The sequence below is a fragment of the Streptomyces sp. SID12501 genome (assembly GCF_010550245.1).
Taxonomy (GTDB): Bacteria; Actinomycetota; Actinomycetes; order Streptomycetales; family Streptomycetaceae; genus Streptomyces.
The window spans coordinates 32,653-58,333 of record NZ_JAAGLU010000008.1 but is presented as its reverse complement, the minus strand read 5'-3'; the positions used below and the strand labels follow the sequence as shown (position 1 = coordinate 58,333).

General features: G+C 70.1%; 22 protein-coding genes. 10 read left to right on the top strand and 12 right to left on the bottom strand.

What is annotated here, in order from left to right:
• The first annotated feature begins 12 nt into the window (after window positions 1–12).
• Window positions 13–1,545 carry an MFS transporter gene (locus G3I71_RS11145; RefSeq protein ID WP_164313828.1) on the top strand — a complete coding sequence of 511 codons (1,533 nt, stop codon included), beginning with the start codon at window positions 13–15 and terminating at the stop codon, window positions 1,543–1,545.
• A 101-nt stretch (window positions 1,546–1,646) separates the two neighbouring features.
• On the opposite strand, the gene G3I71_RS11140 is transcribed toward G3I71_RS11145, so the two are convergent.
• Window positions 1,647–2,156, bottom strand: coding sequence for a MarR family winged helix-turn-helix transcriptional regulator (locus G3I71_RS11140; RefSeq protein ID WP_164313827.1), 510 nt, complete (start codon window positions 2,154–2,156; stop codon window positions 1,647–1,649).
• Between the two features lie 133 nt (window positions 2,157–2,289).
• Between G3I71_RS11140 and G3I71_RS11135 the strand changes: the two genes are divergently transcribed.
• A complete protein-coding gene (locus G3I71_RS11135) occupies window positions 2,290–3,081 on the top strand; it encodes a dioxygenase (RefSeq protein WP_164313826.1) in 792 nt (263 codons plus the stop codon).
• Window positions 3,082–3,162: 81 nt separating this feature from the next.
• Here G3I71_RS11135 and G3I71_RS11130 read toward each other — a convergent pair whose 3' ends face one another.
• The gene (locus tag G3I71_RS11130) at window positions 3,163–3,681 is read right to left on the bottom strand and encodes a GNAT family N-acetyltransferase (RefSeq protein WP_164313825.1); all 519 of its coding nucleotides are present in this window, start codon (window positions 3,679–3,681) and stop codon (window positions 3,163–3,165) included.
• 188 nt (window positions 3,682–3,869) lie between these two features.
• Here G3I71_RS11130 and G3I71_RS11125 point away from each other — a divergent pair, with 188 nt between their 5' ends.
• Together G3I71_RS11125 and G3I71_RS11120 are read left to right on the top strand one after the other, a co-directional pair.
• On the top strand, window positions 3,870–4,871 hold the full coding sequence (locus G3I71_RS11125) for an RNA polymerase sigma factor RpoD/SigA (protein WP_164313824.1): 1,002 nt from the start codon (window positions 3,870–3,872) through the stop codon (window positions 4,869–4,871).
• A 471-nt stretch (window positions 4,872–5,342) separates the two neighbouring features.
• Window positions 5,343–5,924 carry a TetR/AcrR family transcriptional regulator gene (locus G3I71_RS11120; RefSeq protein WP_164313998.1) on the top strand — a complete coding sequence of 194 codons (582 nt, stop codon included), beginning with the start codon at window positions 5,343–5,345 and terminating at the stop codon, window positions 5,922–5,924.
• A gap of 25 nt (window positions 5,925–5,949) precedes the next feature.
• Here G3I71_RS11120 and G3I71_RS11115 read toward each other — a convergent pair whose 3' ends face one another.
• On the bottom strand, window positions 5,950–6,915 hold the full coding sequence (locus G3I71_RS11115) for a YafY family protein (protein ID WP_164313823.1): 966 nt from the start codon (window positions 6,913–6,915) through the stop codon (window positions 5,950–5,952).
• A gap of 62 nt (window positions 6,916–6,977) precedes the next feature.
• Here G3I71_RS11115 and G3I71_RS11110 point away from each other — a divergent pair, with 62 nt between their 5' ends.
• From G3I71_RS11110 to G3I71_RS11095, 4 genes are all read left to right on the top strand, one after another.
• Complete coding sequence (locus tag G3I71_RS11110; RefSeq protein WP_164313822.1) at window positions 6,978–8,501, top strand: MFS transporter; 1,524 nt, start codon at window positions 6,978–6,980, stop codon at window positions 8,499–8,501.
• Between the two features lie 210 nt (window positions 8,502–8,711).
• On the top strand, window positions 8,712–9,476 hold the full coding sequence (locus G3I71_RS11105) for a DeoR/GlpR family DNA-binding transcription regulator (protein WP_164313821.1): 765 nt from the start codon (window positions 8,712–8,714) through the stop codon (window positions 9,474–9,476).
• Window positions 9,477–9,488: 12 nt separating this feature from the next.
• Window positions 9,489–10,436, top strand: coding sequence for a 1-phosphofructokinase (gene pfkB, locus G3I71_RS11100; protein ID WP_164313820.1), 948 nt, complete (start codon window positions 9,489–9,491; stop codon window positions 10,434–10,436).
• 268 nt (window positions 10,437–10,704) lie between these two features.
• Window positions 10,705–12,759: a fructose-specific PTS transporter subunit EIIC gene (locus tag G3I71_RS11095; protein WP_164313819.1), complete on the top strand. Its 2,055-nt coding sequence runs from the start codon at window positions 10,705–10,707 to the stop codon at window positions 12,757–12,759.
• Between the two features lie 143 nt (window positions 12,760–12,902).
• Here G3I71_RS11095 and G3I71_RS11090 read toward each other — a convergent pair whose 3' ends face one another.
• The 3 genes from G3I71_RS11090 to G3I71_RS11080 all read right to left on the bottom strand — a co-directional run bounded on the left by G3I71_RS11090 (window position 12,903) and on the right by G3I71_RS11080 (window position 16,309).
• Window positions 12,903–13,649 (bottom strand): DUF6227 family protein, encoded by a 747-nt coding sequence (locus G3I71_RS11090; protein WP_164313818.1) that lies wholly within the window; start codon window positions 13,647–13,649, stop codon window positions 12,903–12,905.
• A 180-nt stretch (window positions 13,650–13,829) separates the two neighbouring features.
• A complete protein-coding gene (locus G3I71_RS11085; protein WP_164313817.1) occupies window positions 13,830–15,086 on the bottom strand; it encodes an Ig-like domain-containing protein in 1,257 nt (418 codons plus the stop codon).
• A gap of 155 nt (window positions 15,087–15,241) precedes the next feature.
• On the bottom strand, window positions 15,242–16,309 hold the full coding sequence (locus tag G3I71_RS11080) for a P1 family peptidase (RefSeq protein ID WP_164313816.1): 1,068 nt from the start codon (window positions 16,307–16,309) through the stop codon (window positions 15,242–15,244).
• 243 nt (window positions 16,310–16,552) lie between these two features.
• Between G3I71_RS11080 and G3I71_RS11075 the strand changes: the two genes are divergently transcribed.
• The gene (locus G3I71_RS11075) at window positions 16,553–16,738 is read left to right on the top strand and encodes a hypothetical protein (protein WP_164313815.1); all 186 of its coding nucleotides are present in this window, start codon (window positions 16,553–16,555) and stop codon (window positions 16,736–16,738) included.
• Between the two features lie 43 nt (window positions 16,739–16,781).
• On the opposite strand, the gene G3I71_RS11070 is transcribed toward G3I71_RS11075, so the two are convergent.
• The 6 genes from G3I71_RS11070 to G3I71_RS11045 all read right to left on the bottom strand — a co-directional run bounded on the left by G3I71_RS11070 (window position 16,782) and on the right by G3I71_RS11045 (window position 22,671).
• On the bottom strand, window positions 16,782–17,288 hold the full coding sequence (locus G3I71_RS11070) for an MscL family protein (protein WP_164313814.1): 507 nt from the start codon (window positions 17,286–17,288) through the stop codon (window positions 16,782–16,784).
• A 138-nt stretch (window positions 17,289–17,426) separates the two neighbouring features.
• Entirely contained in the window at window positions 17,427–17,957 is a 531-nt protein-coding gene (locus G3I71_RS11065; RefSeq protein WP_343242918.1) for an RcpC/CpaB family pilus assembly protein, read from the bottom strand.
• Between the two features lie 245 nt (window positions 17,958–18,202).
• Window positions 18,203–19,060, bottom strand: coding sequence for an S-methyl-5'-thioadenosine phosphorylase (locus G3I71_RS11060; protein WP_164313813.1), 858 nt, complete (start codon window positions 19,058–19,060; stop codon window positions 18,203–18,205).
• A 123-nt stretch (window positions 19,061–19,183) separates the two neighbouring features.
• Window positions 19,184–19,531: an FmdB family zinc ribbon protein gene (locus G3I71_RS11055; RefSeq protein ID WP_164313812.1), complete on the bottom strand. Its 348-nt coding sequence runs from the start codon at window positions 19,529–19,531 to the stop codon at window positions 19,184–19,186.
• Window positions 19,532–19,599: 68 nt separating this feature from the next.
• Window positions 19,600–20,877 (bottom strand): MFS transporter, encoded by a 1,278-nt coding sequence (locus G3I71_RS11050; protein ID WP_164313811.1) that lies wholly within the window; start codon window positions 20,875–20,877, stop codon window positions 19,600–19,602.
• Between the two features lie 228 nt (window positions 20,878–21,105).
• Window positions 21,106–22,671: a potassium/proton antiporter gene (locus G3I71_RS11045; RefSeq protein ID WP_343242917.1), complete on the bottom strand. Its 1,566-nt coding sequence runs from the start codon at window positions 22,669–22,671 to the stop codon at window positions 21,106–21,108.
• 199 nt (window positions 22,672–22,870) lie between these two features.
• On the opposite strand from G3I71_RS11045, the gene G3I71_RS11040 reads away from it, so the two are divergent.
• Entirely contained in the window at window positions 22,871–25,624 is a 2,754-nt protein-coding gene (locus G3I71_RS11040) for a penicillin acylase family protein (protein WP_164313810.1), read from the top strand.
• The last annotated feature ends 57 nt before the right edge of the window (window positions 25,625–25,681 follow it).

Below are 25,681 nucleotides of genomic sequence, written 5' to 3'. Positions count from 1 at the left end.
GTGGGTATCTCCATGTCCGAAACAGCCCAGGCTGTCGCCGCCAAGGCGTCGGCTCCCGACTCCAACCGCTGGAAAGCGCTCACCTTTATCGCGCTCGCCCAGCTGATGGTCGTGCTCGACGCGACCATCGTGAACATCGCGCTTCCCTCCGCCCAGCAGGACCTGGGGATATCGGACGGCAACCGCCAGTGGGTCATCACGGCCTACGCCCTGGCCTTCGGCGGACTGCTGCTCTTCGGCGGCCGGATCGCCGACATCTGGGGCCGCAAGAACACCTTCGTCACCGGTCTGATCGGCTTCGCCGCGGCCTCCGCCCTGGGCGGCGCCGCGACGAACGAGGCGATGCTGCTCGGCTCCCGCGCACTGCAGGGTGCCTTCGGCGCGCTGCTGGCGCCCGCCGCGCTCTCCCTGCTCGCCGTGATGTTCACCGACGCCAAGGAACGCGCCAAGGCGTTCGGCATCTACGGTGCGATCGCCGGTGGCGGTGGCGCCGTGGGCCTGATCCTCGGCGGCTTCCTCACCGAGTACCTGAACTGGCGCTGGACGTTCTTCGTGAACATCCCGTTCGCGATCGTCGCCGCCCTCGGTGCGTACTTCGTCATCCGTGAGCCGTCCGGCAGCCGCAACCGCTCGCCGCTCGACATCCCGGGTGTCGTCCTGTCCACCCTCGGTCTGGTCTCCCTCGTCTACGGCTTCACGCGGGCCGAGTCCGAGGGCTGGAGCGACTCCCTGACGATCGGCCTGTTCGTCGCCTCGGCAGTCCTCCTCGCGACCTTCGTGTTCGTCGAGTCCAAGGTCAAGGCCCCGCTGCTGCCCCTGCGTGTCATCACCGAACGCAACCGCGCCGGTGTCTACCTCTCGCTCGGCCTCGCGATCATCTCGATGTTCGGCCTGTTCCTCTTCCTGACCTACTACCTGCAGATCGTGAAGGGCTACACGCCGGTCAAGACCGGCTTCGCCTTCCTGCCGATGATCGCGGGCATGATCACGGGCTCCACCCAGATCGGTGCCCGACTGATGACCCGCGTCCCGGCGCGGCTGCTGATGGGCCCCGGCTTCCTGGTCGCCGCGCTCGGCATGCTGCTGCTGACCCAGATGGAGATCGGCTCCTCGTACGCGGCCCTGCTCCTGCCGGCCATGCTCCTGCTCGGCCTCGGCATGGGTACGGCGTTCATGCCGGCCATGTCCCTGGCCACGCTGGGCGTCGAGCCGCGTGACTCCGGTGTCGCCTCCGCGATGGTCAACACCTCGCAGCAGGTGGGCGGCGCGATCGGTACGGCCCTGCTGAACACGATCGCCGCCTCCGCCACCACGTCGTACCTCGCCGACCACATCGGCAACGCGACCTCCCGCTCCCAGCAGCAGCTGGTCCAGCTCGAAGCCATGGTCGAGGGCTACACCAGCGCCATCTGGTTCGCCGTCGGCATCCTGGTCGCCGCCTCGGCCATCGCGTTCACCTTCATCACCGCCGGTGCCCCGGACATGAGTTCGGTCAGCGGTGAGGGCGCCGAGGAGGAGCTGAAGGTTCCGGTGGTCGCCCACTGACCCCGGCCGCCGTCCCCGTCGTACCCTTCGGGCCACTGCGTACGTCACGCGGGGTGGGGACACCTCGTGACGTACGACCCCAGGATCTGCCCTGGTTCCGCTCAACGGAGCCAGGGCAGATCCGCGTTCGCGTCCTTCGGCTGGAGGCCCTGGGCAACGATGTCCATGACGTCGTGGAGTGTCTTGCGCTGCTCGTCGCTGATCCGGTCGAACAGGGCCTGCCGTACGGCGCTCACATGGCCGGGCGCGGTGCGCCGGAGCACCTCCTGGCCCTGGTCGGTCAGGACCGCGAACTGGCCGCGCTTGTCCGAGGGACAGTCCTCGCGGCGCACCCAGCCGTTCTTCTCCAGCCGGGCGATGGCGTGCGAGAGACGGGAGCGGGTGATCTTGGCCTTCATCGCCAGCTCGGTCATGCGCAGCCGTCCGTCCGCCTGTTCGCCGAGGCCGACCAGCAGGCCGTAGTAGACGTGCGGCATGCCCGCGTCACGCTGGAGCTGGCGGTCGAGATGGTCCTCGAGAAGGGTGACTGCGTGCATGTAGGCGCGCCACGTGCGCTGCTCCTCGTCGGTGAGCCAGCGGGGCTCCTCGTCAGATGTAGATGCCGTATTCATGTACTCCACTCTACGTTCCCCGTCCTTGAATTTTAAACCAAAACGATGTATGTTCAGTATGCGAGAAGCTTGAGACTTCAAGATGCAGACTTGAAGTGGGAACGGTAAAGGTCCCGGGAAGGGAGCAGTCGACATGTCCGCCGACATCCAGGAGCGCATGCCCGCGCTCTACATCAGTCACGGCGCCCCTCCGCTGGCGGACGACCCGATCTGGCCCGGCGAACTCGCCGCCTGGTCGGCCGACCTGCCCCGCCCCAAGGCGATCCTGATGGTCTCCGCACACTGGGAAGAGGCCCCGCTCGCCCTCGGTGCCATCGAAACGATCCCCCTCGTCTACGACTTCTGGGGCTTCCCCGAGCACTACTACCAGGTCGAGTACGCCGCCCCGGGCGCCCCCGAACTCGCCGAGTCCGTACGCAAGCTGCTGCGGGCCCCCGGTATGCCCGTCCAGGACGTCCCGGACCGCGGTCTCGACCACGGCGCGTACGTCCCGCTGGTGGAGATGTTCCCCGAGGCGGACATTCCTGTCCTCCAGATCTCGATGCCGACCCTCGACCCGGTGAAACTGATGGACATCGGCCGCAAACTCGCCCCACTGCGTGACGAGGGCGTGCTGATCGTCGGATCCGGCTTCTTCACCCACAATCTGGCCGCCCTGCGGCACTCGGGCCCCGGAGTGCCCACCTGGTCGAGCGAGTTCGACGACTGGGGCCGTCGTGCGCTGGAGACACGCGACGTGGACGGCCTGCTGGACTTCCTGAACAAGGCTCCCGCGGGCCGGTACGCCCACCCGCGCACCGAGCACTTCGCCCCGCTCTTCGTGACGATGGGCGCCGCCGACCTGGCCGGCGAGCTGGACTCCCAGAAGTCGGTCATCGACGGCTTCTGGCTGGGAATGGCCAAGCGGTCGGTCCAGTTCGGCTGACCCCTGCGGGCCGGCGGTCTGCCCCTTCGGGCAGGTGCCCGGCGGCCGGAAGGGCCACCGGATCGGGTGCGGGAAGGGGCATCAGAGCTCCTTCTCGTACCAGGCCACATCCCAGTAACGGCCGAACTTGCGGCCCACCTCGCGGTACGTGCCGACGTACCGGAACCCGAAGCGTTCGTGCAGCCGCACGGACGCTTCGTTCGGTGGCACGACCCCCGCCAGAGCGCGATGCACGTCCTCGCCGGACAGGGCCTCGAAGAGAGCCTCGTAGAGCAGGGTGCCGACACCGCGCCCGCCCGCGTCCGGGGCGAGATAGACGGTGACCTCGACGGTGGTGCCGTAGGCCGGCTTCGCGCGGAAGGGGCCGGATGTGGCATACCCCAGAATCCGCTGTGAGTCCACATCTGTGGCAACCATCAGGCGGTGCGGGCCGTCTTCAGGGTAGGAGAGCAGCCAAGGGCGACGCTCCTGAGGTGTGAAGATTTTGATGTCGAAAGTGGTGGGTGTCTCCCGCACGTAGTGGTTGTAGAGATCGGTGAGGGCGACGAGATCATCCTCGACACCCGGCCTGACCTGCACTTTTGTGCGTTCCGGCGACATTGGACCTCCTCTGTGGCGGCGCAGGATACTGCAAGATCAGAAAAACATGGGGACGGGTTGGGAATTCTGTCCTGATTCCAGTCGTTGTTTTGTTCAGAAGCTGGGCACGCGAGGAGTGTGCTGAGCGTTCAGTAATCAACAGAGATACCCAGGACCACCCGCTGGCCCACCATCGCAAGGGAGCAAGCATGGCAACCCGTGCCGTCGCCCGTCGTACGTCGTCCGCCACCGGCGGGACCGTCGGCGGCGCACGCAGTGTTCGCGCCCATGGCGGCGAGATCGCCGACCGCGACCTGGTCGGCATGTACTTGGACGAGATAGCCCGGACCCCGCTGCTCGACGCCGCGAAGGAGGTCGAGCTGTCGCAGACCATCGAGGCCGGTGTGTTCGCGCGTCAGATCCTCGACGGCGAGACAGAGGCCGACGCCGAAGCCACCGCCCCGGAGCTGGAGGCGCTCGTCGCCGACAGCGAGCGGGCCAAGGACGTCTTCATCCGCTCCAACCTGCGGCTGGTCGTCGCCGTGGCGCGCCGCTACCCCCGCAGCGGCCTGCCCCTTCTCGACCTGATCCAGGAGGGCAACGCCGGCCTGGTGCGCGCGGTCGAGAAGTTCGACTACCGCAAGGGCTTCAAGTTCTCGACGTACGCCACCTGGTGGATCCGGCAGGCCATCACCCGTTCCATAGCCGACCAGTCGCGCACGATCCGCCTCCCCGTCCACCTGGTGGAGGAGCTGGGCCGGATCCGTCGCGTGCAGCGCGAGTTCAACCGCAAGCACGGGCGTGACCCGGAACCCGCGGAGATCGCCGCCGAACTGGACACGAACGCGGCGCGCGTGGTCGACGTCCTGGACTGGGCCCGCGACCCGGTCTCGCTGAACATGCCGGTGGACGACGAGGGTGAGACCCAGTTCGGCGACCTCCTGGAGGACACGTCGGCGGTGTCGCCCGAGCAGTCCGTGCTGACCCTGCTGCGCAGCGAGGAACTGGACGACCTGATCGGACGCCTCGACCAGCGCACGGCCTCCATCATCAAGATGCGGTACGGCATCGTCGACGGCCGGGAGCGGACGCTGACGGAGGTCGGCAAGGAGCACGGGCTGACCCGTGAGCGGATCCGGCAGATCGAGAAGCACGCGCTGATGGAGCTGAAGAAGCTGGCCCGGGACACCGGGTTCGACGCGGTGGCGTAGTTCCCCGCACCCCTCAGGGGGCGCATTCGGGGGCTTCGCGCGCCGGGAGGCGTACGACTGTTGGTGGTCGCGTGCGCGGGGTGGCGGAAGGCCGCGCAAAGACAGCGGTGCAAGGCTGCTTCAAACCACCGGGTCCGGGGCACAAGACCTCAGGGCCCAGGACTCGGGTCCGGGCGGTGACGCCTCGGACCCCCTGAGCCGAGTCCCGACGCAACCCCCCCCAGCGTCGGGGCTCTCCCCGAGCCGGGCTTCGGCACCTACCCCCCCCAGGTGCCGGGGCCCGGCTCTCTTTTGCGCTCTCTGCTGCCTGGTGGATCGCTTGAGGTGCCCGACAGTCGGTCCAAGGGCGGGGCACCCCGTACCTGAACCCCGGGGTGGCCCGCCGAATGGCAGATTGTGCCACAGCGGCATAACGTGACGTCCGTGTCCCACCCAAGCTCCCTCACCGAACGGCGAAAGCACGAGACCCGGATGGAGATCGCCCTGGTGGCGGGGCGGCTCTTCGTGACGCACGGGCTGCGGGCAACCCGCGCCGAGGACATCGCCCAGGCCGCCGGAGTCGCTCCGCGCACCTTCTACCGCTACTTCGCCACCAAGGAAGAGGCCATCGGCCCCCTGTTCGGCGCGGGCACGGAGCGCTGGGCCAAGGCGGTGCGCGAGGCCCCGGCCGCGCTGTCCGTACCGCAGGCCCTGGAGCACGGGGCACGGCAGGTGCTGACGCCCGGCGCCGGGGTGTCGCTGGGCGCCCTGGACCGGGCCCGCACCCTGCTCAGGCTGGCAGAGGAGAGCCCCGGTCTGCTGCGGGTGTGGGCGGAGCGGTGCCTCACGTCGGAACGTGCGCTGGCCCAGGCGCTGGCCTCCCGGGGCCTGGGTCCGGCCGGCTCGCCCGAGACGCGCTTCACCGCCGCCGTCGCCAGTGCCGCCGTACGCGTCGCTTTCGAGTCCTGGTCGGCCGGGGACGCCCCGGCGGACGGTCCGACCGGCCCGGCGGCACTGGCGGTGCGCAACCTGGGGACACTGCGGGACTTCCCGTGGAGCGGCGCGAGCTCCTGAGGCACGAGTTCCCATGGGCTGCCGGTCAGCTGCCCGCCGCCCGGGTCATCCGGGCCCCCAGATCCCTCACCCGCTCGACCAGTTCGGCCGGTTCCCGGACCGTGAACTCGCAGTCGGCCGACGCGAGCCGCACCGCCAGCCACTCCACCGGGTCGCTGACCGAGGAACGGATGCGGCAGCTGCGCTCGTCGACGGGTTCGGGGGTGCCGATCCAGACCGGGATGCGGGCGGCGACATACGCGGCCGGGGCGGCGAACGTCGCCTCGAACACGTAGGCCTCCTGCCGTACGTACATCGAGCGGCGCAGATACTCCGCCGCGTCGCCCGTCGGCAGCTCGCGCGGGGTGAAGCGGGCGCCCGTCGCCACCGGGTCGCTGACCCGGTCGACGCGGAAGGTGCGCCAGTCGGCGCGGTCGAGGTCGTAGGCGACGAGATACCAGCGGCGGCCGGTCGACACGAGCCGGAAGGGCTCGGTCAGGCGCTTGGTGGGGGTGCCGTCCTTGGCACGGTAGGCGAACCGCAGCCGCTCCTGACCGGCCACCGCCGATGCCATCACGGTCAGTGTCTCGGGCGCGATGACCGCACCGTCTCCGCTGGTCAGCGGAGTGGTCGCGGCCTGGAGGGTGGACACGCGGCGGCGCAGTCGGGACGGCAGGACCTGCTCCAGCTTGGCCAGCGCCCGTACGGAGGCCTCGTCCAGCCCTTCGACCGCGTGCCCGGCGCCCGCCCGCAGCCCGACGGCGATCGCCACCGCCTCCTCGTCGTCGAGCACCAGTGGGGGCATCGCCTTGCCCGCGACGAGCCGGTACCCGCCGTCGGAACCCTTGGTCGCCTGCACGGGATAACCGAGTTCACGCAGCCGGTCGATGTCCCGCCGCACGGTGCGCCGGGACACCCCGAGCCGGTCGGAGAGCTCGCTGCCCGGCCACTCGCGGGGCGTCTGGAGGAGTGAGAGGAGCTGAAGGAGCCGGGCCGGTGTGTCCGTCGTCATGGGTTCGAGGATGCCGCACCACTAGGACATGATCTGACCTAATGGGGTTCTAGGTTGAACACATGACCTCCACCGAAACACCGCCCGGCCTCGCTGTCGTGCCGGACCGGCGACGCTGGTTCGCCCTCGCCATCGTGATGACCGCGGCCTTCATGGACCTCGTCGACGTCACGATCGTCAACGTCGCGATCCCGTCCATCCAGCGCGAGGCCGGTGCCTCCTTCAGCCAGATCCAGTGGATCACGGCCGGCTACGCGCTCGCCTTCGCCGCCGGCCTCGTCACCGGCGGACGGCTCGGCGACATCCACGGCCGCAAGCGGCTGTTCCTCGTCGGTATCGGCGGCTTCACCCTCGCCTCCGCCCTCTGCGGCTTCGCCGTGAACCCGGAGATGCTGGTCGCCTCCCGCATCCTCCAGGGCGGTATGGCGGCGATGATGGTGCCGCAGGTCCTGTCGATCGTCCACGCGACCTTCCCGGCGCACGAGCGCGGCAAGGTGTTCGGCCTCTTCGGCGCGATCGTCGGCCTGGGCGCGGTGACCGGTCCGCTGCTGGGCGCGCTGCTGACGGAGTGGGACCTGTTCGGCCTCGGCTGGCGGCCGATCTTCCTGATCAACCTGCCGGTCGGCATCGCGGGACTGATCCTGGGCCACCGTTTCATCACGGAGTCGAAGGCCCCGCGGGCCATGAAGCTGGACCTCGTCGGCGTCGCCCTCGTGACCCTGGGCCTGCTGATGCTGCTCTACCCGCTGATCCGCGGGAGCGAGCTGGGCTGGCCGCTGTGGGGGTATCTGTCGATGGCGGGCTCGCTCGGTGTCTTCGGCGCGCTGGTGGCGTACGAGAAGCGCAAGACGCGGATCGACGGTTCGCCGCTGGTCGAGCTGTCGCTGTTCAGGGTGAAGAGCTTCGCCGCGGGCATCGCCGTGCAGACCGTCTTCGGGGTCGGCCTGGGCATCTTCTTCCTGGTGTGGACGCTGTACATGCAGATCGGGCTCGGCTGGAGCGCCCTGCGGGCCGGGCTGACCGGCGTGCCCTTCTCGATCGCGGTGTCGGTGGCGGCCGGGATGTCCGTCCAGAAACTGGTCCCGCACTTCGGCCGCAAGGTGCTCCAGGCGGGCGCCCTGGTGATGGGCCTCGGCGTACTGATCTACATCTGGGAGTCCGGCCGCTACGGCCTGGCCATCGCCTCCTGGCAGATGGCGCTCCCGCTGGTCGTCATGGGTGCCGGCATGGGCCTGATCGTCGCCCCGCTGACGGACGCGGTGCTCTCGGAGGTGCCGAAGGAGCACGCCGGGTCGGCGTCCGGGCTGATCAACACCGTGCAGCAGGTGGGTTATGCGCTCGGGCTCGGGCTGGTGTCGGTGGTGTTCTTCGGGGCGATGGGGGACCGGCTCGCGCCGAGCGAGGTGGGGCCGGCGTTCGTGGACGCCTTCCAGAACGCGCTGGGGTGGGTGGCCGGGCTGATGGGCGTGATCTTCCTGGTGATGTTCGCGCTGCCGGCGCGGGGCGTGGTGGCGGACGGGCCGGACGGGCCGGACGCGGCGGAGGCCGGGGCCGGGGAGGAGCGGGGGAAGGTGCTCGTCGGCTGAGCGAGCAGAACCGACCAAGAGCGGTGGAGCGGGGCCCGGCACCAGGTGCCGGGCCCTTTCCGCTGCGCGTATCCAGCCCAGTATCTCCACAGAAGCCTGATTGTGTCCGCATCACGCCCGAATCTGTTTACTTTCCGGAAATCCGGGCGTAGCCTCCGAATGAATCCACAAGTTCGGGCATCAGTGGGCATCGGCCGGAGGTAAACGGACATGTACGCACCGGAGCGGCAGCAGGAGATCCTGCGGCTCGCCCGTGACGGCGGGCGGGTGGACGTGCTGTCCCTCGCCGAGCAGTTCCAGGTCACCGCGGAGACCGTCCGGCGGGACCTGAAGGCGCTGGACCGCGCGGGACTCCTACGGCGTGTGCACGGCGGGGCCATACCGGCCGGCCGCCTCGACTTCGAGCCGGACCTCACCGAGCGCGAGTCGACCCACGCCGACGAGAAGGACCGCATCGCCAAGGCCGCCCTCGCCGAGCTGCCCGCCGAGGGCACCCTGATCCTCGACGCCGGCTCGACGGTCGCACGCCTCGCCGCCGCCATCCCGCTGGACGCGACGCTCACCGTCGTCACGCACAGCCTCCCGATCGCGGCCCGCCTCGCCGACCACCCCGGCATCCAGCTGCACCTCGTCGGAGGGCGCGTCCGGCACCGTACCCGCGCCGCCGTGGACGCCTGGGCGCTGCGGGCGTACGGCGAGATCCGCGCCGACGTCGCGTTCGTGGCCGCCAACGGGTTCTCCGCCGAGCGCGGGCTGACCACGCCCGACCTCGCCGAGGCCGCCGTGAAGCGGGCCGCCGTGGAGGCCGCCCGCCGAGTGGTGCTCCTCGCCGACTCGACGAAGCACGGCCAGGAGCACTTCGCCCGCTTCGGCGACCTGGGCGACGTGGACCTGCTGATCACCGACAGCGGGCTGAGCCCCGAGGACGTCACCAGCCTCGAGCACAGCGGCGGCACGGAAGTGCTCTGTGTCTAGAAACGAGTGCGCATGATCCTCACCGTCACCCCCAACCCGTCCCTCGACCGTACGTACGAGGTGCCGTCGCTCGACCGCGGCGAGGTCATCCGGGCCACCGGCGAACGCATGGACCCGGGCGGCAAGGGCGTCAACGTCTCGCGGGCCGTCGCCGCCGCCGGGCAGCGCACCGTGGCCGTGCTGCCGCTGGGCGGCGCGCCCGGAGCGCTCGTCGCCGCCCTGCTCGACGCCCAGGGCATCGAGGTCGCGCCGGTGCCGATCTCCGGGGCCACCCGCTCCAACATCGCGCTCGCCGAAGCCGACGGTGTGCTGACGAAGATCAACGCACCGGGTCCCGAACTCTCCGCCGCCGAGCAGGAGTTGCTCCTGGAGACCGTGCGCCGGCAGTCGGCCGAGGCAGACTGGATCGCCTGCTGCGGCAGCCTGCCGCGCGGTCTCGCCCCCTCCTGGTACGCCGACCTCGTCGCCCGTACGCACGCCGCGGGCGCGCGGATCGCCCTCGACACCTCGGGACCGGCCCTGCTGGCGGCCCTCCGCGAGCGGCCCGACGTCGTCAAGCCGAACGCCGAGGAGCTCGCCGAAGCGGTCGGCCGTCCCCTCGCCACGATCGGCGACGCCGTCAAGGCCGCCGAGGAACTGCGCGAACTCGGCGCGGGCGCCGTCCTCGCCAGCCTCGGCGCCGACGGGCAGCTGCTCGTCAACGGCTCCGGCACCTGGTTCGGCAGCGCGCGCGTCGACACCGTACGCAGCAATGTGGGCGCCGGTGACTCCTCGCTCGCCGGTTTCCTGATCGCAGGCGGCAGCGGACCCGAAGCCCTTGCCTCCGCCGTCGCGCACGGCGCCGCAGCCGTCCAGCTGCCCGGCAGCGTGATGCCGACGCCGGCCGACCTCGACCTGTCTGCCGTGACGGTGACGAGCGAGGTACCCGTGGACCGCGTACTGAGGGAGCCGGTGTCATGAGCTCCCGGTTGTCCGCCCTCCCTGATCCGGCCCGCTGTCTTCGAGCACGCCGCAGCCGTCCGGCTGCCCGGCAGTGTGATGCCGCTGAGGGAGCCCGCGTCATGGGTTCCCCACCGCGCGTCCCCCCTGAACCGGCCCTGACGCGGCGGGGCTCCCCCGGCCCCGCCGCAGCCACCCCCAGGAACCCCCATCGCAGTACCCGTACCAACCCCGTCCCCAGCCCCGCCCACCCCACGCCCAGGGCGCAACTCGTGCGAAGGAGCCCGCGATGAGCGAGATGATCACCGCGGACCTGGTCGATCTCGATCTCGACCTGTCCGCCCAGACCAAGGACGCGGCTGCCCGTGCCCTCGCCGAGCGCATGGTGGCGAAGGGGCGGGTTACCGACCTCGACGGCTTCCTCGCCGACGTGGCCGCCCGCGAGGCGCAGATGCCGACCGGCCTCGACGGCGGCATCGGCATCCCGCACTGCCGAAGCGAACACGTGACCGAGCCGACCCTCGCCTTCGGGCGCAGTGCCGCCGGGATCGACTTCGGGGCGGCGGACGGACCCGCCGACCTGATCTTCCTGATCGCGGCCCCGGCCGGCGCCGACGACGCCCACCTGACGATCCTCTCGTCGCTGGCCCGCCAGCTGATGAACGACGAGTTCACAGCGGCGCTGCGGTCGGTGGGCGACGCGGCGAGCGCCGCCGCGCTGATCCGCGGCGACGAGGCGCCGACCGTCGGCACCGCCGACGCCGATGACTCCGCGGCGGTTTCGGCGGCGGCCTCCGCCGAAACCGCCGCGGGTACCAGTGCGGATGGGGGCGGGGGCGAGCGTCCGTTCCGTATCGTCGCCGTCACCTCCTGTCCGACCGGTATCGCGCACACGTACATGGCGGCCGAGTCGCTGGAGAACGCGGGCCGCGAGGCGGGCGTCGAGCTCGTCGTCGAGACGCAGGGTTCGGCCGGGTTCACCCGCCTCGACCCGGTGGCCATCGCCGATGCGGACGGCGTGATCTTCGCCCACGACGTGCCCGTACGGGAGAAGGAACGCTTCGCCGGGAAGCCGACCGTCGACGTCGGCGTCAAGGCAGGCATCAACAAGCCCGCCCAGCTCATCGCCGACGTACGCGGCAAGGCCGAGCGTGGCGAGGTCACCGCGAGTGCCCAGGGCGGCGGTACGCCCGTCGAGCGGGCCGGCGAGTCCGGTGACAACTACGGCACCAAGCTGCGCAAGTGGCTGATGACCGGCGTGAGTTACATGGTCCCGTTCGTCGCCGCGGGCGGTCTGCTGCTCGCCCTCGGCTTCGCGATCGGCGGCTGGGAGATCGACAAGGCGCCCTCGGTCATGGAGCACTTCTCCTGGACCCAGGTCGACAGCTGGGGCGCGCTGCTGTTCCAGATCGGCGGGGTCGCCTTCGGCTTCCTCGTCCCGGTGCTGGCCGGTTACATCGCCTACGGCATGGCGGACCGGCCGGGTCTCGTCCCCGGCTTCGTCGGCGGCATGATCGCGTTCAACATCAACGCCGGCTTCCTCGGCGGCCTGGTCGCCGGTCTGCTGGCCGGTGGGATCGTCCTGGCGATCCAGCGCATCAAGATCCCTACGGCACTGCGCGGCATCATGCCGGTCGTGGTGATCCCGCTGATCTCCTCGCTGATCGTCGGCTTCCTGATGTTCGTCGTGGTCGGCAAGCCCATCGCCGAGGCCCAGAAGGGCATGACGGACTGGCTCTCCGGCCTCTCCGGCACCAACGCGATCCTGCTCGGCATCCTGCTCGGCCTGATGATGTGCTTCGACCTGGGCGGCCCCGTCAACAAGGTCGCGTACGCCTTCGCCACCGCCGGTATCGCCGTCGAGGACCCGAGCGACGCCGCGATGAAGGTCATGGCCGCGGTGATGGCCGCGGGTATGGTTCCGCCGCTGGGCATGGCGCTGGCCACCGTCGTCCGCAGGAAGCTCTTCACCCCGGCCGAGCGCGAGAACGGCAAGGCCGCCTGGGTACTGGGCGCGTCCTTCATCTCCGAGGGCGCGATCCCGTTCGCGGCGGCGGACCCGCTGCGCGTCATCCCTGCCTCGATGGCGGGCGGCGCGGTCACCGGCGCACTGTCGATGGCCTTCGGCGCCACGCTGCGCGCCCCGCACGGCGGCATCTTCGTGGTCCCGCTGATCGGCAGCCCGTTCCTCTACCTGATCGCCATCGCGGTCGGCACCTGCGTGACGACGGCGCTGGTGATCCTCCTCAAGAGCATGCGCAAGCAGGCACCGGGGGCCACGGCCGCCGAGTCGCCGGAGGGCGCCGCGCAGGCGGCCGGGAAGAAGGAGCCGGTGGCGGCGTAACACCGCACCGGAGCGGGGGAGTTCCGTTCCCCGGACCGGACAGACGGAAGGCCGCCGCGGCCAAGAGCCGCGGCGGCCTTCCGCGCTGCTACGTCCGCACTGCTACGTCCGGGTCGGGTTCCCGCGTCGTACGACCAGCTCGGTTACGTCCGTGCCGCCCGGCGCTCCATCGCGTCCCGCGCCCCGTCCTCCGTCGGATACACCTCGCACATGTGCCGTCCGTCGGGTGTGGCCGTGTGCTCGATCTCCCAGAGGGAGATCTCCTCACCACCGGGCAACAGGAAGGCGTGCTCGTAGAGCGAGAAGCCGATACCGGCCCGGCCGGCGCGGCACGGGCGCCCGAACGCCTGGGTGATCCGGTGCGCGAACGCCGTACGCAGCAGGTCGGCGATCTCCGCCCCCGGCCGGTCGGTGTTCTCCGCACGCCTCAGTAACCGGCGCGCGTGGTCAGCCGAGTTGTCGTCCGGAACGTACCTGTGCCGCGGCTGGACCACCGCGGCGAGCTGCACCGTCACCGGCAGCTCGAAGTCCGGGGCGTCCGCCGGCAGCGGGAGCCGGGCCGTCGCGGCGCGCAGCTCCTCCTCGTCCACGTACACCTCGGCCTGTGGACCCGACCCGGGCGCCGTGTTGTGCACCAGCTCCCAGAGGGTGAGCGCCGAGCCGTCGGCGAGCAGCCAGGTGTGCCGGTACGTCTCGCGGTGCAGCCCCGCGCTGTGGTGCGCGGAGTGCAGCGAACTGTCGTGCGCCAGCGCGCAGTCGAGCCGGCGTATCGCTTCATCGGGCAGTTCGAAGGAGTTCAGCGCACGGCCCAGGAGTCGCTCGAGGTGCTCCTCCGGAGACTCGGGCGACTCGGGTGGTTCGTACGCTGCCGTCTCGTACGGAACGCTCAAGGCTTCTCCCGGCGTTGCTGCATGTCACCTTGTGGGTGCATACCGTAGCCCCTCGGTCGGACATCATGTCCGCGAACCGAGAAAACATACGTCCAGAAGACGCCCGGGCCGCGCGAAAAGTTCCCGCACGGCCCCGAAAACCGTCGATGATCCGTCAACACGCCCTGCTTGGAAGGTAGTTCAGGAGACGCTCCCGGCGGTCCACTCGCTCCACGGCAGGTTCCAGCCGTTGAGACCGTTGTCCGGCGCGACCTGCTTGTCGGCGGAGTTCCTGACGATGACGACGTCCCCGATCATCGAGTTGTCGAAGAACCACTTGGCGGGCGTGTCCCCTTGGGCCCCCTGTACATCCCGCAGCCCCACACAGCCGTGACTGGTACCCGTGCGCCCGAAGGGCGGGTTGCTCTTGGGCTCGTACCAGTAGTTGCCGTGAATGAAGGTCCCGGACGTGGTCAACCGCATCGCGTTCGGTACGTCCTTGATGTCGTACGCGTTGGCCAGATCGACCGTACGGCTGTCCATCTCCGTCTCCCGCAGCTTCTCGGAGATGACCATCTGACCGTTGTACGTGGCGAACTCCGGGCTGCCGGCCGAGATCGGGATGTTCTTGCGGGTCTGCCCGTCCCGTACGACCGTCATGGTCTGCGTGTTGACGTCGACCGTGGACACCTGCGAGCGCCCGATCGTGAAGCTCACGGTCTTCTTCTGCACCCCGACCGCGCCGTTGGCGCCCTTGACCCCGTCCAGGTCGATCTTCATGGTGACCTTGGAGCCGGCCTTCCAGTACTCCTCGGGCCGGAAGTCGAGCCGCTGTGCCCCGAACCAGTGCCCCACCACCTGCTGCCCGCTGCTCGACGTGACCGTGATGTGCGACCGCACGGCCGCCTGGTCGCTGATGGCCTTGTCGAAGGTGAACGACACGGGCATCCCCACCCCGACCGTCGTCCCGTTGTCCGGCGTGTACGACCCGATGAAGCTGTTCGCCTTGGTGACCGTGGTGAAGGTCGAGTCGGCGGCCTGGGCCTGCCCGTCGGCGTCCTTCGCGGTCGCCGCTATTCGATACCGCGTCCCACGCTCCAGCTGCTGCCCCGGCAGCCAGCTTTGCCCGTCCGCCGATATCGCCCCCGCCACGGCGGCCCCCGTCCCCGCGACGGTCATCCGCACGTCGGTCAGCGTGCCACCGCTGACCTTCACACCGGTCGTGTTGATCGACGCGCCCGCCGAGCCGTCCTTCGCGGAGATCGCGATCCGCACGGCCGACGTCGCGACGGAGCCGCTACCGCCCTTGCCGCTGCTGCTACCGCTGCCGTCCTTGCCTCCCTTGCCGTCGTCGCCTCCGCTGTTGTTGCCACCGCACGCGGTGAGGGACAGCGCGCCGACCATCAGGACGGCACATACCCCCAGTGCGCGCCGAGCTGTTGTGTTCGGCGTTGTCACGGGCTGCTCCAGTTTTGTGTGATGTGGGTGATCCGCTCCACTGCGTGAGGAAAGAGGGGAACACCCCCGGCCCGGGTTCCCACCGATCATGCTCACGTCCATCACGTGACAGAACCGCGACAATCGCACCTCAACCAAGAAGAAAACGCCTGGAGTTACCGCTCCCCGTACGGTTCCCTGTACCGCTCCCCGCGCAGTTCTCCATACAGCTCCCCGTACGACGGCCACGCCCCGCCAGGCCCCGCCACCGACTCCGCTGCCCGCACCGCCCGGACGATCGCCCGGGTCACCAGGTCCGCGCCCGCCGCGAGGATCTCGTTCAGCGCGAGCGGGTCGTCCCCGTCCAGCGGACGCACCCCTGTCGCCAACGTGAACACCGTGTCCCCGTCGGTGAGCAGATGCACCGGTCGTACGGCACGCGCGATGCCGTCGTGCGCCGTGCCGGCCACCTTCTGCGCCTGCGCCTTCGACAGTGCCGCGTCGGTCGCGACCACCGCGAGCGTGGTGTTCAGCGGTGGCAGGGGAGTCTGCGCGGCGACCTCGGCCAGTCGTTGCTGCGCCACCTCGTGCACACCGGACTCCGGATAGGCGACCCGCCGCCCCTCGAACAACTCCCCGTACAGCACCCCCGTTTCCGGATCCACCGAGAACCCCGCCGCGTTGGCCACCACCAGCACCGCCACCGTGATCCCCGACGGCAGCACGGTGCTCGCGGTGCCGACCCCGCCCTTGAGGAACCCGATCACGGCCCCCGTACCGGCGCCCACGCACCCCTCCGGCACGGGCGCGCCCGGCTCGCTCGCGGCGGCCGCCTCGACCGCCGCCCGACCGGTGGCCGCGTCCGGCCGGGCCCGGAAGTCGCCACCCCGGCCCAGGTCGAAGACGCAGGCGGCGGGCACCACCGGCACGACGTGCCCGGGACCGGGCCCGACCCGCACCCCGCGCCCTCGCTCCTCCAGCCAGGCCATCACGCCCGACGCCGAGTCCAGCCCGTACGCGCTGCCGCCCGTCAGCACCACCGCCTCGACGCTCCGCACGACGTTGCGCGGATCCAGGGCGTCGGTCTCCTTGGTGCCGGGTCCGCCGCCCCGCACGTCCACGGCCGCCACGGCTCCGCCCTCCGGTGCGAGCACGACCGTCGTCCCGGTGAGCCACCCGTCGCCGATCCGGGTCGCGTGCCCCACCCGCAGGCCGGCGACATCTGTCAGAGCGTCAACTGTCATGACGCCCAGTGTTGTCCAGCACCGCCTGTCCTGCTCCTTCCGCCTACCTCACCGCTTCCGTGTCTTCCGTCCTTGATGACGGAGAGGACGTCAAGAAGCAGAGGTCGAAGAGGAAGCCGACGCCAAGGCGTCACGGCAACGTGCCACCCACCGCTGGCAGGCCGAAGGGCGCCGCCGGAGTGTGATCCGGCGGGCGCCCCACGCCCCGGACCGGGCCCGGCAGGTGGGACGTACCCTGGAGTCATGAGCAGCCCCGCCGCCCCCGAACCGCGCGACCCGAAGCCCGCGCTGGTCTTCGACGACCCGCTGGACCAGCAGTCGTCGGACGACACGGACCGGGGGTGGGGCGAACGCCTGGGCGAGGGCGGCGGCGACAGCGCGGCCGACCTGAGGCGTTTCCTCGACGAGAAGCCGCCCCACCACATCTGAACCACACCGAACGGCCTCTGTGCGAGGCCGCCGAGCGCGCCGCCTACCGCTCCTTGTGCTCGGAGTCCCGCTGGGCCACCAGGGCCTCGTTGTGCCCGGCGCCCCGCTGGGTCACCAGCGCGTCGCGGATCTCCTTGAGGACCTCCAGCTCGCTCACCTCGATGACCTCCTGCGCGCCCTCCTTCGCCTTCTGGCGTGCGGCCGCTCGGGCCAGGTACTTCGACATCGGCAGGACCATCAGGAAGTAGACGACGGCCGCGGTGATCAGGAAGGTCAGCGTGGAGCCCAGGACCGAACCCCACATGACGCGGACGCCGGTCGCGGTGTCGCCCGTGCCGGTGCAGGGGTCCTTGATGCAGGAGCTGTAGTTGTCCAGGTTCTTGGTCCCGAACGCCCCCACCATGGGGTTGATCATGCCCTTCACCACCGAGTTGACGACGTTGGTGAAGGCGGTACCGATGACTACCGCGACCGCCAGATCGACGACGTTTCCGCGCGTCAGGAAGGTTTTGAAACCGTCCAGGACGCTCGGTTGCTTCTTCTCGCTCACGGCGGGACCTCTCCTCGTACACGCAACTGGTGGAACAAACAGTTCCGCAACCTACGTCAACGCCCGGCAGGCATGTCCAATTGGGTAACTCCAACGAGGGACTTGACGTCTGACGGTTCGAGGCAATCACGCTACGGCTCACCACAGTGTCACCGCCAGCCGTGCCGTCGCACCCGCGCCGGCCAGCCGGGACGCCGTGGAATGCGGCACCGAGAGCACGACCAGGGCCCCGCCCTCGGCCATGCCGTCCTGGGACGCCGGGACCTGCGGCACCTGCGTCACGAGTGCCCGGCGCGCGACCACCCGGGCGTCGGTGCCCGTCGGCGACTCCTCGGCCGCGATGACGTCGACCCGGTCACCGGGCCGCAGCAGCCGGACCGTGGCCGCGTCGGCGATCCGTACCGGCGCTGTCACCATCTGCACCGTCGGCCGCGCCCGTACGGGATCCACCACGGGGTGGCCCCGGACCCGGCCGGCATCGGGCGGTGGCCCCGCCGCCTGGCGTGGGCCCGCAGCAATGATCGCCACCGCCGTGACGGCAAGGCCGACGGCCAGCGCCCGCCTCCGGTGCCGTACCAGGCGCCGCAGTCGGTACCGCCCGCCGCGCACCCGCACGGGGGCGAAGTGCGGCACCTCGCAGGGCGCGGGAACGAGCGGAACGGAACGCACGGAACGTACGGGATGCGCGGAGGACACGGGAAGTACGGAAGACGCGGGACGTACGGAGGACACGGACACGGGGACCACCACCTGTGACGAGGGAGCTGCTTGCGCTCCCACGATGAGGCTTCTCGGCGAACCCTGCTGAGGCCTGTGTGCTACTCGCCGGTTGTGGACAACTCGCTCACCCGAACGGGAGGTTCCGCCCCCGCAGACCCTCGTACCTCGCTCCCCCTACCCCTTACCCGGCCCCGTCAGGGCAGCTCGAACCCCGGGTCCATCCCGCCCAGCGCCTTCGTGCACAGGCAGTCCCGCGTCTCGCCCGCGGGCAGCGCGGCCACCGCGTCGAACAGGACGCCTCGCATCCGGTCCACGTTCGCCGCGAACACCTGGAGCACCTCCTCGTGCGAGACGCCCTCGCCGGTCTCCGCGCCCGCGTCGAGGTCGGTGACGAGAGCCAACGCCGTGTAGCAGAGCTCCAGTTCACGGGCGAGCGCCGCCTCGGGATGGCCCGTCATGCCCACCACCGACCAGCCCTGCGCCCGGTGCCAGAGGGATTCGGCGCGGGTGGAGAACCGTGGCCCCTCGATCACGGTCAGCGTGCCGCCGTCCACCGGCTCCCAGTCGCGCCCACGTGCCGCCGCCAGAGCGACCTCACGGCCGACCGGGCAGTAGGGGTCGGCGAGGGACACGTGCACCACGTTGGGGACGGCGCCGCCGGGCAGCGGCAGGCCGTCGAAGAACGTCCCCACCCTGGACTTCGTACGGTCGACCAGCTGGTCCGGCACGAGCAGCGTGCCCGGGCCGTACTCGGGCCGCAGCCCGCCCACCGCGCACGGGGCGAGCACCTGGCGTACGCCGACGGAGCGCAACGCCCACAGGTTGGCGCGGTAGTTGATGCGGTGCGGCGGAAGATGGTGGCCGCGTCCGTGCCGGGGCAGGAAGGCCACCCGGCGACCGGCGACCTCGCCGAGGAACAGAGAGTCACTGGGGGATCCGTACGGCGTGTCGACCTGTACCTCGGTCACGTCGTCGAGGAAGGAGTAGAAGCCGGAGCCACCGATCACGCCGATCTCGGCACCCGCGGGACTCGCCTGATCCTGATTCACCATGCACGCACCCTAGCCCGGCGCGGAGAAACCTCGTCAGCAAGCGGACTTGAGCGAGCGAGAACACCGAAAACCCTGTCGTCGTACGACGACAGGGTCCCGTAGGCGTGGGCCAAGAGGCGGTGCTTACGCGGCCGAACTGGTGCTCGACGAGCTGCTGGAGCCCGACGAGGAGCTGGACGACGAGGACGAGCCGGACGACGAGGAGCTCGACGAACTCGACGACGAGTCCGAGGAGGACGACGTCGTGGCGGAGGACGTCGACGGCTTCGCCGCGGGCGCGCTGCTCGACGACGAGCCGCGGCTGTCGTTGCGGTAGAAACCGGAGCCCTTGAAGACGATGCCGACGGCGGAGAACACCTTCTTCAGGCGGCCACCGCAGCTGGGGCACTCGGTCAGGGCGTCATCGGTGAACTTCTGCACCGCTTCGAGGCCCTCAGCGCACTCTGTGCACTGGTACTGGTAGGTCGGCACTTGTCTTCCTCCTGGCACTCTCACTCGATGAGTGCTAACGACGGTCCAGTGTGACGTATTCCCGAGGATCAGTCCACTGTCACCGGCACGCGGTGACCGACGCCACGTGCGAGAGTCCGGCTCGCCGGGCGGATTCTCGCCTTCGGCGCGAGCCGTGAACGCAGGGTCACGAGGGTCGCGAGGGCCAGCAGTGTGCCGCCCATGGGGACCAGGAATCCGGCGCCGTCCCAGAGGCGGTCCTCCAGTTGGCCGGCGACGGTGACGGCCGCCGCCTGGCCGAGGGCGACCGCGCCGGTCAGCCAGGTGAACGCCTCGGTACGGGCGCCGGCCGGGACCAGGCTGTCGACCAGGGTGTAGCCGGTGATCAGCGCGGGCGCGATGCACATGCCGACGAGGAGGCCGAGCCCGGCCAGCGTCAGCACGGACTCCGCCGTCCACAGGCCGGAGGCGGTGACCGCGAGGGCCGCGTATCCGGCGACCAGGCGCCGTTGCGGGGCCATGCGCCAGGCGACGGCTCCGCAGACCACGCCGGAGAGCATGTTGCCGGCGGCGAAGACCCCGTACAGGACGCCGTTCAGGCCGGGGTTGCCGATGGACTCGCTGAACGCGGCGAGCGAGACCTGCATGCCGCCGAAGACGGCCCCGATGCCCAGGAAGGCGACGATCAGGACGCGGACCCCGGGGATGCCCAGTGCGGAAACGCGCTCCACGCGCGTGTGCGGCCCGCCCGGCGGGCTGTCGGTGAGGGCCCGCGGCTGGGTGCTCTTCTGCGCGGCGAACAGCAGGCCGCCGAGGAGGGTCAGCGCGGCCTCGGTGACCAGGCCGGCCGCCGGGTCGACGGCTGTGCACAGGGCGGTGGCGAGCAGCGGGCCGAAGACGAAGGTCAGCTCGTCGGTGACGGACTCGAAGGCCGCAGCCGTCGGCGTCAGGGGCGAGTCCTGGAGCTTCGCCGCCCAGCGGGCACGGACCATGGGGCCGACCTGGGGCGTGGAGGCGCCGGTCAGGACGGCGGCGGCGAACAGCGTCCACAGGGGGGCGCCGGTCAGCGCCAGCGCCGTCAGGGTGAGGCCGGACAGGGTGTGCAGGACGACGCCGGGGACGAGGACCGCGCGCTGTCCGTGGCGGTCGGCGAGGCGGCCCCCGTAGGGCGCGCACAGGGCCATGGAGACGCCGGTGACGGCGGCCACGGCGCCGGCGGTCCCGTACGAGCCGCTGGTGTGCTGGACGAGCAGCACGATGGAGATGGTGAGCATCGCGAACGGCTGTCGCGCGGCGAAACCGGGGAGCAGGAACGTCCAGGCGCCGGGGGTGCGGAGCAGCTGTCCGTAGGTGACCGTGGATGCCACGGCCGTGCCTTTCTGCCGCCTGGTAGCGCGGCCCCCTTGCGTGAGGCGGCGCCGAGAGCTGTCCTCTTGCGCGGACTGCGGTAGATGCCGACGCCCCCGCAGAGGATGTCCCGGCCGCCATACGGTCGCGCCAGCTCTGCTTCAGACAGAGTTGGTTCGATCAGGGTGCGCCTTCACTGTACAGGGGAAGCGGGCCCATAGGCCTCTGAAAGCAAGAAGCGGGGTACGTCACGCCTCTGCTCCGTTCCCGCCCGTCCCCAGCCACTGCGCCAGCTTGCCGCCCTGTCCGACCGCGCGCAGCCGGCGTTCGGTCGCGTCGCGGACCGGGTCGGTGGTCACCACGAGGAGTTCGTCGCCGCGGTGCAGGATGGTCGTCGGCAGCGGAACGAACGATTTTTCATCGCGGACGACGAGGGTGACCGCGGCGCCCGGAGGCAGCCTCAGCTCGCCCACCTCCACGCCGTGCATCTTGGAGCCGTCGGGTATCGCGACGGACAGCAGATGCCCGCGCAGCCGCTCCAGGGGTGCTGATTCGATGCCGAGGTCGGCGGCCTCCGCACTCTTGTCGAGGTGCAGTTTGCGGGCCAGCCAGGGGAGTGTCGGGCCCTGGACGAGGGTGTAGACGACGACCAGGACGAAGACGATGTTGAAGATGCGACGGCTGTCCTCGACGCCGCTCACCATGGGGATCGTCGCCAGGATGATGGGCACCGCGCCGCGCAGCCCGGCCCAGGACATCAGGGTCTGCTCCTGCCACGGGACCCGGAACGGCGTCAGGCTGACGATCACGCTCAGCGGGCGCGCGACCATGGTCAGGGCCAGGCCTATGACGAGTGCGGGCCAGATGTCGTCGCCCATCTCGTGCGGGGTCACCTGCAGGCCGAGCAGGACGAACATGCCGATCTGGGCGATCCAGCCGAGTCCGTCGGCGAAGCCTCGGGTGGCCGGCCAGTGCGGCAGCTTGGCGTTGCCGAGGACCATGGCGGCCAGGTAGACCGCGAGGAAACCGCTGCCGTGGGCCAGGGCGCCGGCGGCGTACGCGGTGACCGCGATCGCCATCACGGCGATGGGATAGAGGCCGGACGCGGGCAGGGCCACGTGCCGCAGGCCCCAGGAGCCGAGCCAGCCGACCGCGATGCCGATGGCCGCGCCGATGGCCAGCTCCAGGACGATGACGCCCAGCAGCGTGTACCAGTGCTCGACCGGGCCCGCCGTGGACAGCGAGACGACCAGGATGACCACCGGGGCGTCGTTGAAGCCCGACTCGGCCTCCAGGGTGCCCGTCACGCGCGCGGGGAGGGGAATTTTCCGCAGGACGGAGAAGACCGCCGCCGCGTCCGTCGAGGACACCACCGCGCCGATGATGAACGCCTGCCGCCACTCGAGACCGATCAGGTGGTGCGCGGCCGTCGCCGTGACCCCGACGCTCACCGCGACCCCCGCCAGCGCCAGCGCGGAGGCGGCCGGGAGAGCGGGTCTGATCTCCTTCCACTTCGTGGCGAGTCCGCCCTCGGCCAGGATCACGACCAGGGCCGCGTACCCGATGACCTGGGTCAGTTCGGCGTTGTCGAAGTGGATGTCGCCGATGCCGTCCTGGCCCATGGCGACGCCGATCCCCAGGTACACGAGCAGGCTGGGGAGCCCGCTGCGCGAGGAGATCCGGACCGCTGCCACAGCGATGAGGAGGACGAGCGAGCAGACGAGCAGGAGCTGGTTGAGGTGGTGGACAGTCAGTGGCCGTTCCCTTCCCTGGCCCGGGCGCGGCACGCGCGGGGGCTCACGTACATCGGACACGAGGTGAAGTCACCGCGCACCCAAGTACTTCGTTACCTTACCTAACTCTTGACGATTTCTTGACACTTCCACGGGCATGATCGAACGCCTGCTCGTTCGCGTACCCGACTCCGCGTCAAGTCGCGTCGGGCCCTGCGCCTATGGTTGCTCCAGCACTCCAGTACCGCCTGCCGCTCGCGTTAGGACAGCAAGGACAGCGATGCCCCCCACCACCACCAGCTCTTCCGGCCACAAGTCCGGCAAGTCCGGCAGGAAGAAGGGGCGCAAAGCCCGACTGTTCGTGATCGTCCTGGTTCTGGCCATCGTCGGAGGCATCGCCTTCGGCGCCTACTGGTCCGTCAGTACCGTCCGGGCCTCCTTCCCGCAGACCAAGGGCTCAATCTCCCTCGAAGGCCTCTCCGGACCCGTCGACGTCAAGCGCGACAGCTACGGCATCCCGCAGATCTACGCCTCCTCCGACGAGGACCTGTTCATGGCGCAGGGCTATGTCCAGGCGCAGGACCGGTTCTACGAGATGGACGTACGCCGGCACATGACGTCGGGCCGGCTCTCCGAGATGTTCGGCAAGGGGCAGGTCGAGAACGACGAGTTCCTGCGCACCCTGGGCTGGGACCGGGTGGCCAAGGAGGAGTACGACAAGACCCTGTCGGCCGCCACCAAGAAGTACCTCCAGGCCTACGCCAAGGGAGTCAACGACTACCTGAAGGGCAAGGACGGCGCGGACATCTCCCTGGAATACGCGGCCCTCGGGTTCGAGAACGACTACAAGCCGCAGGAGTGGACCCCGGTCGACTCGGTCGCGTGGCTGAAGGCGATGGCCTGGGACCTGCGCGGCAACATGCAGGACGAGATCGACCGCTCCCTGCTGACCAGCCGCCTCGGCCCGCAGCAGATCGCCGACCTGTACCCGGAGTACCCGTACAGCCGGAACAAGCCGATCGTGCAGGAAGGCGCGTACGACGCCGCGACGCAGACGTACGTGCAGGGCGGCAGCGCCGCGAGCACGGAGTCCGCGTCCTCGGGTACGTCCGGAACGTCGGCCGCCGACTCCGCGGCCTTCCAGAGCCAGCTGGCGGGCCTCTACCGGGTTCTCGACGACGTCCCGGCGGCCGTCGGGGTGAACGGCAACGGCATCGGCTCGAACTCCTGGGTCGTCGCGGGCGACCACACCATCACCGGCAAGCCGCTGCTGGCCAACGACCCGCACCTGTCGCCGTCGCTGCCGTCCGTCTGGTACCAGATGGGCCTGCACTGCCGCAGCGTCTCCAGCAAGTGCCAGTACGACGTCTCCGGGTACACCTTCGCGGGCATGCCCGGCGTGGTCATCGGCCACAACGGCGACATCGCCTGGGGCATGACCAACTCGGGCGCCGACGTCACCGACCTCTACCTGGAGAAGCTCTCCGGCGACGGCTACCTGTACGACGGGAAGACGAAGCCGTTCACCACGCGCGAGGAGACCATCGAGGTCGCCGGCGGCGCGTCCAAGAAGATCGTCGTCCGCGAGACCGAGAACGGGCCCCTGCTGTCCGACCGCGACGACGAGCTCGTCAAGGTCGGCCAGAAGGCCACCGTCGACGCCGCGGCCCCCGACCGCGGTGACGGCTACGGCCTCGCGCTGCGCTGGACCGCACTGGACCCCGGCACCTCCATGGACGCCGTCTTCCTGATCGACAAGGCCTCGAACTGGACCGAGTTCCGCGCGGGCGCGGCCTCCTTCGACGTGCCCTCGCAGAACCTCGTCTACGCGGACACCGCGGGCAACATCGGCTACCAGCTGCCGGGACGCATCCCCACGCGCGCGGCGGGCGACGACGGCTCGCTGCCGGTCCCCGGCTGGGACTCCAAGTACCGCTGGACCGGTTACCTCAAGCAGGCCGAGCTGCCCTTCGAGTACAACCCGAAGCGCGGCTACATCGTGACCGCCAACCAGGCAGTCGTCGACAAGGCCAAGTACCCGTACACGCTCACCACGGACTGGGGCTACGGCACCCGCAGCCAGCGCATCGCCGACCTGATCGCCTCGAAGATCAAGGGCGGCGGCAAGATCTCCACCGACGACATGCGTCAGATGCAGCTGGACAACAGCAGCGAGATCGCCAAGCTGCTGGTGCCCAAGCTGCTGGCGATCGACGTCAAGGACAAGTACGTCCGTGAGGCGCAGAAGCTCCTCGTGGGCTGGGACTACACCCAGGACGCCGACTCGGCCGCGGCGGCCTACTTCAACTCGGTCTGGCGCAACATCCTGAAGCTCGCCTTCGGCAACAAGCTGCCCAAGGAGGTACGGGTCAAGGGCCAGTGCCTGTACGTCAAGCCGGTCAGCACCACCAGCCCCGCCGACGCGGACCAGCCGGTGCTCGAATGCGGTCAGCGGGATGCGGACCAGGCGCAGCCGGACGGTGGCGACCGCTGGTTCGAGGTGGTCCGCAGGCTCATCAACGACCAGGACAACGACTGGTGGAGCACGCCGAGGACCCGCACCGAGAAGGCCGCGACCAACCGCGACCAGCTGTTCGGGCGCGCCCTGTCGGACGCCCGCTGGGAGCTGACCGCCAAGCTCGGCAAGGACATCGACACCTGGAGCTGGGGCCGGCTGCACCGCCTGTTCCTGAAGAACCAGACCCTGGGCACCGAGGGCCCCGAATTCGTGCAGTACATCCTCAACCGCGGCCCCTGGAGGCTCGGCGGCGGCGAGGCGGCGGTCGACGCGACCGGCTGGAACGCGGCCGGCGGCTACGGCGTCGTCTGGGTGCCGTCGATGCGGATGGTGGTCAACCTCGGCGACCTCGACAAGTCGAAGTGGATCAACCTGACGGGAGCCTCCGGGCACGCCTTCAGCGACCACTACACCGACCAGACGGGCAAGTGGGTCAACGGCGAACTGCTGGACTGGTCCTTCACGGACAAGGCGGTCGACGACAGCACGAGCGACACGCTGCTGCTGAAACCGTGAGCACGCGGTAATCCGGAAAGGCCCTCCACGCGCGTGGAGGGCCTTTCTGTTCAGCGC

Bases quoted from the DNA above. Each gene is read 5' to 3' on its own strand.
- G3I71_RS11040 (WP_164313810.1), top strand. From the start codon at position 22,871: ATGCCCCCCACCACCACCAGCTCTTCCGGCCACAAGTCCGGCAAGTCC.
- G3I71_RS11060 (WP_164313813.1), bottom strand. From the start codon at position 19,060: ATGGTGAATCAGGATCAGGCGAGTCCCGCGGGTGCCGAGATCGGCGTG.
- G3I71_RS11110 (WP_164313822.1), top strand. From the start codon at position 6,978: ATGACCTCCACCGAAACACCGCCCGGCCTCGCTGTCGTGCCGGACCGG.
- G3I71_RS11075 (WP_164313815.1), top strand. From the start codon at position 16,553: ATGAGCAGCCCCGCCGCCCCCGAACCGCGCGACCCGAAGCCCGCGCTG.
- G3I71_RS11135 (WP_164313826.1), top strand. From the start codon at position 2,290: ATGTCCGCCGACATCCAGGAGCGCATGCCCGCGCTCTACATCAGTCAC.
- G3I71_RS11115 (WP_164313823.1), bottom strand. From the start codon at position 6,915: ATGACGACGGACACACCGGCCCGGCTCCTTCAGCTCCTCTCACTCCTC.
- G3I71_RS11120 (WP_164313998.1), top strand. From the start codon at position 5,343: ATGGAGATCGCCCTGGTGGCGGGGCGGCTCTTCGTGACGCACGGGCTG.
- G3I71_RS11145 (WP_164313828.1), top strand. From the start codon at position 13: ATGTCCGAAACAGCCCAGGCTGTCGCCGCCAAGGCGTCGGCTCCCGAC.
- G3I71_RS11125 (WP_164313824.1), top strand. From the start codon at position 3,870: ATGGCAACCCGTGCCGTCGCCCGTCGTACGTCGTCCGCCACCGGCGGG.
- pfkB (WP_164313820.1), top strand. From the start codon at position 9,489: ATGATCCTCACCGTCACCCCCAACCCGTCCCTCGACCGTACGTACGAG.
- G3I71_RS11105 (WP_164313821.1), top strand. From the start codon at position 8,712: ATGTACGCACCGGAGCGGCAGCAGGAGATCCTGCGGCTCGCCCGTGAC.
- G3I71_RS11130 (WP_164313825.1), bottom strand. From the start codon at position 3,681: ATGTCGCCGGAACGCACAAAAGTGCAGGTCAGGCCGGGTGTCGAGGAT.
- G3I71_RS11095 (WP_164313819.1), top strand. From the start codon at position 10,705: ATGAGCGAGATGATCACCGCGGACCTGGTCGATCTCGATCTCGACCTG.
- G3I71_RS11140 (WP_164313827.1), bottom strand. From the start codon at position 2,156: ATGAATACGGCATCTACATCTGACGAGGAGCCCCGCTGGCTCACCGAC.
- G3I71_RS11080 (WP_164313816.1), bottom strand. From the start codon at position 16,309: ATGACAGTTGACGCTCTGACAGATGTCGCCGGCCTGCGGGTGGGGCAC.